The 12469-nt window shown below is 53.0% G+C and carries 14 protein-coding genes; 12 read left to right on the top strand and 2 right to left on the bottom strand.

Annotated features, from left to right (window positions below; genetic code table 11):
* Positions 1-66 precede the first annotated feature (66 nt).
* The 10 genes from FDW94_RS16680 to FDW94_RS16635 are packed head-to-tail and all read left to right on the top strand — an operon-like array spanning position 67 to position 9488.
* Positions 67-1362, top strand: a complete 1296-nt coding sequence (locus FDW94_RS16680) for an anaerobic sulfatase maturase (RefSeq protein ID WP_137377915.1) — start codon at positions 67-69, stop codon at positions 1360-1362.
* A complete protein-coding gene (locus FDW94_RS16675) occupies positions 1359-2363 on the top strand; it encodes a MoxR family ATPase (RefSeq protein WP_137377914.1) in 1005 nt (334 codons plus the stop codon). The genes FDW94_RS16680 and FDW94_RS16675 overlap by 4 nt, the downstream gene beginning before the upstream one ends.
* Complete coding sequence (locus tag FDW94_RS16670) at positions 2363-3268, top strand: DUF58 domain-containing protein (RefSeq protein WP_128611571.1); 906 nt, start codon at positions 2363-2365, stop codon at positions 3266-3268. Before FDW94_RS16675 ends, FDW94_RS16670 begins: the two co-directional genes overlap by 1 nt.
* Entirely contained in the window at positions 3269-3709 is a 441-nt protein-coding gene (locus FDW94_RS16665; RefSeq protein WP_079934027.1) for a DUF4381 domain-containing protein, read from the top strand.
* Entirely contained in the window at positions 3702-4679 is a 978-nt protein-coding gene (locus FDW94_RS16660; protein WP_071446458.1) for a VWA domain-containing protein, read from the top strand. Before FDW94_RS16665 ends, FDW94_RS16660 begins: the two co-directional genes overlap by 8 nt.
* A complete protein-coding gene (locus FDW94_RS16655; protein ID WP_137377913.1) occupies positions 4676-6190 on the top strand; it encodes a tetratricopeptide repeat protein in 1515 nt (504 codons plus the stop codon). Before FDW94_RS16660 ends, FDW94_RS16655 begins: the two co-directional genes overlap by 4 nt.
* Positions 6187-7200, top strand: coding sequence for a BatD family protein (locus FDW94_RS16650; protein WP_137377912.1), 1014 nt, complete (start codon positions 6187-6189; stop codon positions 7198-7200). The genes FDW94_RS16655 and FDW94_RS16650 overlap by 4 nt, the downstream gene beginning before the upstream one ends.
* Positions 7197-8198 carry an HAD family hydrolase gene (locus FDW94_RS16645; protein ID WP_048235392.1) on the top strand — a complete coding sequence of 334 codons (1002 nt, stop codon included), beginning with the start codon at positions 7197-7199 and terminating at the stop codon, positions 8196-8198. The genes FDW94_RS16650 and FDW94_RS16645 overlap by 4 nt, the downstream gene beginning before the upstream one ends.
* A gap of 23 nt (positions 8199-8221) precedes the next feature.
* Positions 8222-8599, top strand: coding sequence for a hypothetical protein (locus tag FDW94_RS16640; RefSeq protein WP_048235393.1), 378 nt, complete (start codon positions 8222-8224; stop codon positions 8597-8599).
* 52 nt (positions 8600-8651) lie between these two features.
* On the top strand, positions 8652-9488 hold the full coding sequence (locus FDW94_RS16635) for a DMT family transporter (RefSeq protein WP_137377911.1): 837 nt from the start codon (positions 8652-8654) through the stop codon (positions 9486-9488).
* 9 nt (positions 9489-9497) lie between these two features.
* On the opposite strand, the gene FDW94_RS16630 is transcribed toward FDW94_RS16635, so the two are convergent.
* A complete protein-coding gene (locus FDW94_RS16630) occupies positions 9498-10019 on the bottom strand; it encodes a GNAT family N-acetyltransferase (RefSeq protein ID WP_137378035.1) in 522 nt (173 codons plus the stop codon).
* Between the two features lie 110 nt (positions 10020-10129).
* Here FDW94_RS16630 and tam point away from each other — a divergent pair, with 110 nt between their 5' ends.
* Positions 10130-10888: a trans-aconitate 2-methyltransferase gene (tam, locus tag FDW94_RS16625; protein ID WP_137377910.1), complete on the top strand. Its 759-nt coding sequence runs from the start codon at positions 10130-10132 to the stop codon at positions 10886-10888.
* Positions 10889-11019: 131 nt separating this feature from the next.
* Complete coding sequence (locus FDW94_RS16620; protein ID WP_003832953.1) at positions 11020-11397, top strand: GFA family protein; 378 nt, start codon at positions 11020-11022, stop codon at positions 11395-11397.
* Here FDW94_RS16620 and FDW94_RS16615 read toward each other — a convergent pair.
* A complete protein-coding gene (locus FDW94_RS16615) occupies positions 11394-12308 on the bottom strand; it encodes a bestrophin family protein (RefSeq protein ID WP_048235395.1) in 915 nt (304 codons plus the stop codon). The genes FDW94_RS16620 and FDW94_RS16615 overlap by 4 nt on opposite strands.
* Between the last annotated feature and the right edge of the window lie 161 nt (positions 12309-12469).

The raw sequence follows: 12469 nt of genomic DNA, 5'->3' as shown, positions 1-12469 counted from the left end.
AGGCTGTTCAGACAGCCTGCCCGTTTTTTGAAGAGTAGTGACGTTTTCTTGTTAGGGGTCTGCTATATGAAGTACAGCACCACACTACCGGTTAAAGCGCTTCCGTCGGCGGAAAAATATGACGGCAAAGGGCCAGAATACAAGCGCCGCTTTCATGTGATGGCCAAGCCCACCGGCTCGACCTGTAACCTTGACTGTTCCTACTGTTTTTACCTGCACAAAGAAGAGCTGCTGCATCAGGACAGACATACTGGCATGAGCGATGAGGTGCTAGAGAATTTCATTCGTCAATACATTGATGGCCAGGACGGCGACCAGGTGGTCTTTTCCTGGCAAGGTGGCGAACCCACATTGATGGGGTTGGAATTCTTCCAGAAAGTAGTCAAATTTCAGAAGCTGTACCAGAAGCCCGGCCAGCGCGTCGAGAACGATTTACAAACTAATGGCGTGTTGTTGAACGACAAATGGGCTGAATTTCTTAAAGAACATCAATTTCTGGTGGGGCTGTCAATTGATGGCCCACGAGAACTGCATGACCGCTACCGTGTCACCCGTAGCGGCAAACCGACATTCGACAAAGTGATGGCGGGCGTTGAGGCCCTCAAGCGTCACGGCGTCCCATTTAACGCCCTGGTCACGGTAAACCGCACCAATGCCCGCTTTCCGTTGGAAGTATACCGCTTCGTCACCCGTGAACTGGGCGCAACCTACGTACAGTTTAACCCGTGCGTCGAACCGGTCGATTTCAAGCAAACCGCACCACAGTTCTGGCAGGACGAAAGCATCCCGTTAACCGGTAGCCGCCGCGCGCGCCCTGGCGATCTCGATTCGATCGTCACCAACTGGTCAGTTGACCCGGAGGACTGGGGCACATTTCTGATTGCCGTGTTTGAAGAGTGGGTTAATAACGATCTGGGCCGCGTACAGGTCAATCTGTTCGAAACGGCGGTCGCGCAGACGATGGGAATGCCTGCTCAAATCTGTACCCATTCAGAGTTCTGCGGTAAAGGGCTGGCGATCGAGAAAAACGGCGATATTTTTTCCTGCGATCACTACGTCTATCCCGAGTACCAGATCGGCAATATTGAACATGCCCAGCTTTCACACCTGGCTTTTTCCGAACGGCAAAAAGCCTTCGGCATGGGCAAACGCGACACGCTACCCAATTACTGCAAAACCTGCCCTTATCTGAAGCTGTGCTGGGGCGAATGCCCGAAAAACCGCATTGTACGCGCACCGGACGGCGAGCTGGGGTTGAACTACCTTTGCCCGGGCATTAAAGCCTTTTTTAACTATGCCGAGCCGATTCTGGTGGGCATCACAACCTTACTTAAACGTGATTTTGCAGGGCTACGCCGATGATAAATCGAGAAAAATTATTACAGCTTGAACAACGCATGAATGAGCAGGTTCTCGGTCAGGAAGAGCTGGTGCGCATGCTGATCATCGCCCTGCTTTGTGATGGACACGTTCTGCTGGAAGGCCTACCGGGTCTGGCGAAAACTCGCGCTGTGCGTGAGCTTGCGCGCCACGTTGAGGGGGATTACCGCCGTATTCAGTTCACGCCGGATCTTCTGCCTTCAGACATCACCGGCAGCGAAATCTATCAGCAAAACGCTTCCCGCGAAGAGGATCAGTTCCGCTTCCGCCCTGGCCCGGTGTTCGGCAATATCATTCTCGCCGATGAAATTAACCGCGCCTCGGCGCGCGTGCAGTCCGCTCTGCTGGAAGCCATGGAAGAACGTCACGTAACGGTGGCGGGCAACAGTTGGCCTCTGCCCGGTGTTTTTATGGTCCTTGCCACGCAAAACCCGGTGGATCAGGAAGGAACCTGGCCGCTGCCGGAAGCCCAACTGGACCGTTTTTTGATGAAGGTGCTGGTGCATTACCCGTCTAAAGAAAACGAACAGAAAGTGATGCAACTGGTGCGCAGAGAACAGCAGCAAAAGTACCAACAATTGACGAACGTCACACCGGCCGCACCTGAACAACCCGATGCGCTGATGCTTAGCCAACAAGAAATTGCCGAATGTTGGCAGGCTATTTCCGCCGTTCATGTTTCCTCTACTGTCGAAAACTATATCGTCAATCTGGTGGACTTAAGCCGCCATCCGCAGTCGGTGAGCGATACGCTGGCCGGGTACCTGACCTTTGGCATTAGTCCCCGCGGCACCCTGGCGCTGGAGCGCTGCGGTCGCGCGCAGGCCTGGCTGGAAGGTCGGGATGCGGTGCTGCCAGTAGACATTAAAAAGATAGCCCCGGCCGTGTTGCGCCACCGCCTGATGCTCAGCTACCAGGCCAGCGCCGACAACTGCACGCCGGATGATGCCGTACGGATGCTCCTTGATGCCGTGGTAGCGTGATGAACAGTGCCGTTCGCGTTGACCGCGATACGCTGCTGAAGCTCGCTGGCGATGCGCGAGCCATTGCCAATCCGCCAGGGCAGATCCCACCAGGCGCACTTGGCGGAGAGCGCACATCACGACAGCAAGGTCGCGGACTGAACTTTGACAGCCTACGTCGCTATCAGCCCGGCGACGACGTCCGGCTGATTGACTGGCAGGCCACCGCGCGCATGCGTACGCCGTGGATTCGCCTGTATAACGAAGAGAAAGAACGTCCCGTGTTCTTGTTGGTCGACCAGCGGCGGGATATGTTTTTTTCGACGCGCGTGCAGACAAAATCCGTCGCTGCGGCTAAAACCGCCGGGCTGCTGGCCTGGCGTAGCTGGCACGACGGCGATCGTTTAGGCGGTATCGTCTTTGGTGACCAGGACTTTTCCCTGCGCAAATGCCGTGCGCCAAACGCTTCACTCCCTGCATTTCTCGACGATTTAGTGCAGTACAACCACGCCGTGGCGGACAACTATCCGCATGAAGCCCCCCATCCGCTCACGCTGGCAGCCATCCTGCGCCACAGCCTGCCGTTGATTCCAACCGGCTGCTGGGTCGCGTTAATCAGCGACTTTCACGATATGGATAGTGAATGCGATGCACTGCTGGCGGCCCTGCGCCGTCGGGGAGAAGTGAGCGCGTTCGTGATGCTCGACGATCTGCATTTGCGCCTGCCTGCTCACGGGCGACTGGCGGCCCGTTATGAAGGGCAAGAGGCGGCATTTTCACTTTCGCCTGCACTACAGGACGGCATCAAACAGAGTATTACAGCGCGGCTTTCGGCACAGGCGTCGCGCCTCACGCGGCTTGGCGTCCAGGTGAAGCAGATTGTTGTCGCCGGGGATCTGCTCAGACAGCTACAAAAAGGGGTTTAGATGCTGGAGAAAGGATTTACGGTACCCGAATTGGCGGAACCGGTTCTCCCCGATTCACCGTCATGGTTTCCCCTGCCGCCGGGATGGTTCGCTCTGGGCGGCGTCGTGCTTCTCGTGATACTGGTTTTTCTCATCTTTCGCGTCGCCAGATGGCGCCGTAATCTGTGGCGTCGTCAGGCCCTGACTGCCCTCACTCAACCGCAAACGGTGGACAGCTGGCTGCTGCTGATGAAACGTATTTTGCTGGTGCATCAGCCGCGTGAACAGGTTAGCGGTGCGCTGGACCCTGCCCAATGGCTCCCGTCCGTCCCACTGGATAATGCGCTGCGTCAGCGTCTTTGCGAACGATACTGTCAGCCAGACAACCAGTTGAGTGATGCCGACACCGCGCGGCTGCGTGTGCAGCTTCGCACCTGGCTTGAAGGACTACCCCATGTCTGAATACTTCTCACGCCTGGCGTTCGCCTGGCCATGGGCCTGGCTGCTACTTATCCTACCGTTGGTAGGCCGCTTTGTGATGGCCAAAGAGCGCTCTCTTAAAGAGTATGTTCGGGTCCCTTTTTTGCCCGGGCTGATCAATGAACTCCAGCTCAATAGCCAGCCTGCCCACAGCGGAAAGTTATCGACCGGGCTGTTCTGGCTGGTCTGGGCGCTGCTGGTCTGCGCGCTTGCCCGCCCGGAATTGCTGACTCCGCCACAACATATTGAAAAACCAATGCGCAACATCATGCTGATTCTGGACGTTTCTGGATCAATGGAAAAAAACGATGTTGCGGGGGGCATTACCCGGCTACAGGCGGTGCAGGAATCGGTTAAAAAATTCGTGGCCGCCCGCAAATCAGATCGTATTGGTCTGGTGATCTTTGCTAACAGCGCCTGGCCATTTGCGCCCGTCAGTGAGGATAAACAGGCGCTGGAAACCCGTATCAATCAGCTTGCGCCAGGCATGGCGGGGCAACAGACGGCGATTGGCGACGCGTTGGGCGTGACGGTGAAACTGTTAGATTCCAGCGGTGATAATGAAGCCAGCAAATTGGCCATTCTTCTGACCGACGGTAACGACACAGCTTCGCAGTTGACACCTCGCCTTGCCGCACAGCTGGCGGCCAGCCATCACGTACAGGTCCACACCATCGCTTTTGGCGACGTCAACAGCAGCGGCGATGACAAAGTGGATTTAGGTCTTTTGCAGGATATCGCCCATACCACCGGTGGGCGCGCATGGACGGCGCAGAACAGCGGTGCGTCGCTGGATGCGGTCTGGCAAGAAATTGACGCCATCACGCCGGTGCAGGTGAAGAGTATTGGCTGGTCATGGCGAATACCGTTGTTTGCCTGGCCTCTCGCTGCCGCACTGGTTTTATTGCTGGCTTTTAATATTTATCGCGCGCTCAGGGAGAGAATGGCATGAGTGATTTTCACTTTTTATACCCCTGGTGTTTGCTGCTGTTGATTCCTGCCATCGCGCTGTGGTGGTTACCCTCTGCCGGGCGTAGCGCCTGGTCACGCATTATGGATAAGTCGCTGGCAAACGCGCTGATCGTCGGGCGACAACGTAAACTTAGTCGGGCGCTGCCGTGGCTGGTGATGCTTGGTGTTATCGCGCTCGCAGGCCCAAGCTGGCAGCGTCAGCTTCCCGCCGCCCTGACGCCAGAAAGCAACGTGATGGTGATTTTGCAGCAGGATACCGCGATGCTTGCCAGCGACCTGCCTCCCAGCCGACATCAGCGGATGCAGACCAAAATCATGTCGCTGATGGAACGCATGCCGGGAACACGCTTTGGCCTGGTGGTCTATAACGCCGGGGCCTGGCTTACCACTCCACTTACCGTCGATACGGCCTTTTACTCGCTGTTCCTGCATGCGCAAACGCCTGCACTATTACCCTCTGGCGAAGGTTCTGGATTACAACATGCGGTCTCGCTGGCAATGCACAATATGCCCGCCGCGCCGCGCAGCATTATCCTCGTGACCGATACCTTAAGCGCGGAAGACGCCAGATGGCTTGGTGAACAAAATACGCCGCTACAAATCTGGGTGCCCGGAACCGCGCAAGGGGGCGTGCTGCCCGAGAAATATGCCGCCAGCGGTACGGATACACGGTTGAACGTTTCGCGCTTCGAGCAGATGCGCGACGACGGAATTCCGGTCACGCTGGTAACCACCGATGATGAAGACCTGCCCGTGGTACAGAGCCACATCCAGCAAAGTGTCACCGCGCAAATCAATGCCCGCAGCGATTTACACTGGCGGAACGATGGCTGGATGCTAACGATCCCAATACTTGCCCTGCTGTTAATCTGGCGACGCCAGCTCTTTTGCTGGGTGTTGGTCGCGCCGCTGCTGCTCTGGCAGCCTTCCGGCCACGCCGCCTGGCTGGATGCCTGGGTAAGCCCCGATGTGCAGGGGCAGCGTGCGTTCTCCAGGGGGGATTACGTACGCGCTGCCCAGCATTTTAACGATCCACTCCGGCAAGGTATCGCATGGTATCGGGAGGGAAATTATCCCGCCGCTACCGCCGCGTTCCGACAGGCTGAACAAACCCCGGAAGCGCTGCTTTGGACAGGCAATAGCTACGCCCAGCAAAAACAGTGGCAACAGGCGTTGAACAGCTATGATCGGGCATTAAGCCTGCGCCCGGACTGGAAACTGGCGCAGGGTAACCGCGCAAAAATCGCCGCAATCATCATGCAACTGCGACAAAAGGAGCGCGAAAATAAATCGGCTCAGGGAGAAGAAGAAGATTACAAACCCGATGAAATTAAGCACGACCTGAAGCCCCACCAGGGGGCAGAACAAAAGGATATTCAGCCCATTGCCGGAGGGAATCCACAGGTGAATCAGTGGTATGAAAATCTGGCGGTTTCACCTTCTGGGCTGTTAGAAAGCCTCTACCGAACCCAGCCAGGAGAAGACCAATGAAGCTTATCTGGTTATTATTGCTGGCGGTACTTCCCTGCCAGGCGGCAATGACGGTCTCCCGCGAATTGATCGCCCCCGAACACGTTGTCCCTGGCCAGCCGGTGCGGGTAGCGGTAACGTTCTGGACAGATTCCTGGTTTAACCCGCCGCCGCAGTGGGCCGATTTTCCAGTAGAAAATGGCGATATTCTAACCAGCACGTCACCGAATCAATTGCTGACCCGTCACGATGGCGGTACAAGCTGGAGCGGCGTGCGCATGGAACGCCAAATCACTGCATGGGATCAGGGTAAGCTGGATTTACCGGCTTTCGAAATGACATTAACCGCATCCGGGCAAGCACCCGTTACGGTCAAACTGCCTGCACTGGAAACGGCGGTTAGCTGGCCGACAGGAGTCCAACAACCGGACCGTTTTCTGCCCGCTTCCAGCTTTTCGCTCAGCCAGAAGGTCAATATTTACCGCAGTGGTGAAGATAAAACGCTGCGCGCCGGTGACGTAATCGAACGCGTCGTCACAGCCAACGCTACCGATGTGATGCCCGCTCAGATCCCACAGCTGCTGTATGCTATAAACGGCACGCACACCCAACGGTTGACACCTGAAAACCGTATGCTGACGTCGGGGCGCGGTGACATTACAGGCGCTGAACGCATGGAAACACTCCGCTATTTACCGGTTGATGCAGGAGAAATCACACTACCGCCGATTAAATTACGTTGGTGGGATACAACCCATCAGCAATGGCAAATCGCTGAACTGCCCGGCAGTAAATATACCGTTGCCGCTTCACGCACCGCTGGGGCAGAATCTGTGTTAAAAGGCAGCCGCGACACCTTCACCTGGTCGACCGTGCTGCTGCTGACGGGCGGCCTCGCTTTACTCGTTCTTATGTTTATTTTCCGCCGCACATTGCTGCGTAGCACGCGTTATTTATCTCACCGCTGGTGCCGATTCTGGCAGCCGATTTCGTTACCGGGACAAACCCCAGATAACAGGAACTCACAATGAAGCGTACGTTAATTACACTGGCTTTATGCGGCCTTTGCAGCACCGCCGCGGCTGAGCCCCTCTCCGCATGGAATGACACGGCAGCCAAACACGCTATTGAAGAATGGGTACAGAATGCCACCAACCCCGATCGTCCAACGTTTATTCCCACTGATAAACGCTACGTCGTATTTGATAATGACGGGACACTGTGGCCGGAAGCGCCGATGACGTTTCAGATCCAGTTCGCGCTGGACGAGATTAAACGTCTTGCCCCAGAAAATCCCAATTGGTCGAACGATCCGTTGGTGCAGGCCGTATTGAAAGACGACCTCAAAAGCGTCGTCGGTTCAGGAGAAAAAGGGCTTATGCACCTGCTATCGCTCACGCACAGTGGCATGACAACGGAGGACTTTACTCAGCGGGTTGCCAACTGGGTTTCAACGCATAAAGACCCACGTTTTGGCTGCCAGTATGACCAGATGGGATATCAACCTATGCGTCAGTTGCTGGATTATCTACGAGAGAATGGCTTTAAAACCTGGATTGTTTCCGGCGGCGGGATAGATTTCATGCGCGTGCTCTCGCAAAAAATGTATGGTATTCCGCCAGAACAGGTGATCGGATCGTTCGCGCTCGGCGAGTTCGCGTTATCCGGAGATGGGACAACAATCACCAAGACGATGTCGGGAGCCTTCAATGATGACGCGGCGAACAAGCCCGTGGCGATCCACCTGTTTATGGGGCAGCGCCCCGTGGGCGCATTTGGCAATAGCGATGGCGATCTCGCCATGCTGCAGTACACGGCCGCCAATCCGGACGCGAAAACCTTCGGACTGCTGGTCCATCATACCGATGCCGCACGTGAATACGCCTATGATAGTCACCCACCCGCAAGCGGAAAACTTGTTGATGGATTAACGCAGGCGAAATCGCATGGCTGGACCGTGGTTGATATGAAACAGGACTGGAAGACCGTATTTGACCCGGCGCAGTGCGTCGTGAAATCATCACCATAACGATCTGTTTAAGGCATCAGTCCATGTTCCTAAAAGACGATAACATCTTCTTACGTATCATATTATTACTACTTTCTACCTCTACGCTGTCGAGCTGCACATTAACCCGTGTTTCCGACAGCACACATGCCAAAGAGGTCGATGAGCTGAATGTTATTGGTCTGAGCCTGGAGGGAGCAAGGCAAAGAGCAACTGAAAAAGGTTTTGTGTGCAGCGAATACGGAAACGTGAACACGGTTGTAACCGAACAGGGTGAGCATCGATGGCTACAAACTGAATGCAGCAAGAAAAGTGCTGAGCTGTTCTGCCCACAAATGCGTTTTGTCGTTCTTAATGTCGATCCCAACACGAATAGAGTCGTAGATGTTGGCAATTATGTTAATCAACACACCTGTTTTTAAAGACAACACCTGCATCTTTTACTAATTATCGTATCGACTAAAGGACGTTATCTTGCTCATCAGAATCATCATCGCAATGGTCGCATTTGCCGGCAACTCCGTACTTTGCCGACTCGCGTTGAAGGGGATGCATGCTGATGCTATTTCATTCAGCAGCCTCCGGTTGATAAGTGGCGCAATTGCCCTTTTTTTATTTATTGCGATAACATCTGACAGCAGAAAATTAGAATTCAAGTGGTTAAATGCCCTGCTCCTTTGTATCTATGTTTTTTCATTCTCCATTGCCTATGTTTCTCTCAGCACCGGCGCTGGTGCCCTGCTGCTCTTTGGTACCGTTCAGCTCGTCATGACAGTATGGGGGATAGCTCAGGGAGAAAAGCTCGTAATTTTAAAAATAACAGGAATACTCGGAGCATTGGCTGGAATAGCCATATTGCTGCTTCCTGGTGCAGAACGCCCTTCCTTGTATGCTGCAATAATGATGGTTATTGCTGGGTTAGCCTGGGCTTTCTACAGTATCACAGGGAAAAAAATCACGGATGCTGCTGCCTCAACCGGGGGGAATTTCATCCTGGCAATCCCGGTCGCATTGATTATCCCTCTGTTCTTCCGCTCTCATCTTCATATTGATATATATGGATTAGTTCTGGGCGTGCTTTCTGGTGCAATTACATCGGGAGGTGCATATCTGCTCTGGTATTCATTGCTCCCCTTACTCAGGTCCACAACGGCCAGTACTATTCAACTCAGCGTACCTTGTCTGGCCACTCTCGGTGGGATCCTATTTTTGGGCGAAACGCTCACCGTCAGAATCCTTCTCGCAAGCGTCATTATTTTGGCTGGAATTGGCTTAGTTATTTTCTCTGATATGAGAAAAGGATCAAAATAGTCTGATTAATTATCGGCAAAGACGATACAAAACATGTTGTGCCAAGCGATGATCTGACGGCAACGCGGGATGCGTGAACTCTTCTGTTTTAGTCATACCAAGTCGTATCATCAGATTCTCTGACGGTTTATTCAGCACAGAAGTAAATGAAACGACTTCATTTAGCGCCAGTACGTCAAAAGCAAATGCAAGACTCGCTTGCGCGGCTTCTAACGCCAGACCCTGGTGCCAGTATGCTTTAGCAAGGCGCCAGCCAATTTCGGTACAGGGTGAAAAATGAAATTTATCAGGTTGTGGATGCAACCCCACACAGCCCACAAACTGGTGTGTTTCTTTTAGCTCTACGGCCCAAAATCCCCAGCCGCGTTCTGCAATACCTTCACTAAATCTATCGGCCAGGTTATCGCTTTCAGCTTTCTGTAGCGGCGCGGGGAAAAAACGCATCACGTCAGAATCGGCATTGAGTGCAGCAAAAGGGGCTCGGTCTTTAGCCTCCCACTGTCGTAATATCAACCTTGATGTTTCCAGCATATTCCTGCCCTTATCATTCATTTTCATATAATCTTCTAAAATAAGTGGCTCATCGGCAAGGTCTTATACCGTCCTTTTCCGACTTTTCCTCTCATACTGGAGATTTATACATGGCCGACTGGAACCCTTCGCTTTATCTGCAATATGCAACTGAACGTTCAAGACCCGCAGCAGAATTACTCAGCCGTGTGGCGTTAGAAAATGTCCGCTCAGTTGTTGATCTAGGTTGTGGTCCGGGAAACAGTACGGCATTGCTGCATCAGCGCTGGCCCACGGCAAAGACAACAGGTGTCGATTCTTCACCTGCTATGCTGAATGAAGCGCGCAACGCATTACCTGACTGCCATTTTATCGAAGCGGATATTAGCCAGTTTCAGCCCGAGCGTCCCGTGGATCTGCTTTATGCAAATGCGTCGTTACAGTGGGTGCCCGATCACTATGAATTATTCCCACATTTGGTCTCACAACTGAGTCACAACGGCGTTCTGGCCGTGCAAATGCCGGATAACTGGCTGGAGCCCACGCATGTACTGATGCGCGAAGTGGCTTATGAACAAGATTACCCCGACCGGGGGCGTGCTCCGCTTCCTGGTGTTCACGCCTACTATGATATTTTGACCGAAGCGGGTTGTGATGTGGATATCTGGCGTACAACGTATTATCACATTATGGATTCGCATCAGGCGATTATCGACTGGGTAAGCTCAACGGGACTACGCCCCTGGTTGCAGGATTTGAGCGAAAGCGAGCAGCGTCATTACCTGGCTCGCTACCATGAACTGCTTCAGGATCAATATCCGTTGCAGGAAAACGGCAATATTTTGCTGGCCTTTCCGCGGTTGTTTATTGTTGCCAGACGCAATAGTTAAGCGTTTATCATCAGACAGATCACAGGACAGGGCTACTGAGTATGCGCGCCCTCGCCTTTTTATCATAAGGATCTAGTGGCTATGTCAGGCATCTGCTAGTGTCTTGCCACATGTTTCTGACGGGGGTTGTTATGTCTAAAGTCTACATTGGTGGATGTCTGTGTGGCTCGATCCGCTTCACTGCCAGCAGTCCTAATAATTCCCATACCTGCTCATGTGATATATGCCGGAAACATACGGGTGCCCCGACCGTCGTCTGGATTGAGTTTGATGCAGAAAATGTAGAATGGACGGGAAAAGCCGGAAAACCGACAACCTGGCGCTCATCTGAAACTACCAGCCGGGCTTTTTGCCCTCAGTGCGGTAGTTCCGTGGGCGCCATCGATGACGCTCCGGTCATTGCGCTTTTAGCCGGCGCTTTTGACGATCCTAATGATGAAGATCTGGCGCCGGAGTTTCATTCGTTTTCTGATATGCGGCCAGCATGGTGGGAAACAGAACGAAACTAAGTTAGTTGGTAATGTTTATCCGGCATATGTTTTGCTGGCACATTGGTTTCATCGTTCATTTGCAGTAAATCGATTTCGATTGCATTGCAAATCGCATCCAGCGGCAGATCATTGTTCTCAGTACCAAACGGATCTTCAAGCTCTTCCGCAAGCGCATCGAGTGAGATAAAAGTATAGGAAATAAGCACTGAAATAAACGGCGTCATGTAGTGAAGATCCACCACCAACGCGAATGGCAGCATGATACAAAACAGATAAACAGTGCGATGAAGGATCAAAGTATAAGCAAACGGAACTGGTGTATTCGCGATTCGCTCACAACCTGCCAGTACTGCCGACATATCATTTAATCTGTTGTTTAAACTATGAAATAATATATCGGACAGCTGTCCATCACGTCTGCGTATGGCCAACCACTCCCCCATCAGCAACAAAATGCGGTTTGCTGGCGATTGTGCGGCAAATACCGTCTGCAGATCTTTCTCGCTGAGATATTTCGCCAACGGCTCTGCCTGTGGGTTTCGACGTAATGTCATGCGTAAACAGTGGGCAAATGCGATTTGCAGACGAACAAACTGCCCCAGTTCGGCGTCATCCGGTAAGGTGGTTTTCACCTCGCGAAGTAGTGACCGGGAAGCAATCATCAACTGCCCCCACAGGTGTCGGGCTTCGACATAACGTGAATAGCAGGCGTTATTGCGAAAACCTAAAAAGATAGCAATCGCCACGCCCAGAATACTGAACGGTGCCAGGGTAAATTTGATACCCAACATCGTATACCAGGGCAACATGATGATAACGGCGATGGAGAGCAGGAAGTTCAGCAGCAACCGTGAGAATATTTTAGATAATACGGAACCATGCCAGACGAATATCAGGCGCAGCCAGTGTTGTTGGGGACGAACGATCATGGTTATCTTCGGGAAAATGTGAAATCCGTCACATTAGACGCGATAGCGATCAATGTTGCAAGTTAATCGCAACATTATCCCAACAACTTTGGCCCCGCTTAAAATGAAGCCGCACCTAAGTCACAGACCGGGTTTATGATATAAACCACACAGTATGTTGT

This window comes from Citrobacter sp. wls757 (assembly GCF_005280935.1).
Taxonomy (GTDB): domain Bacteria; phylum Pseudomonadota; class Gammaproteobacteria; order Enterobacterales; family Enterobacteriaceae; genus Citrobacter; species Citrobacter portucalensis.
The sequence above is the reverse complement of the archived record's forward strand: the minus strand, read 5'-3'. Positions and strand labels throughout refer to the sequence as shown.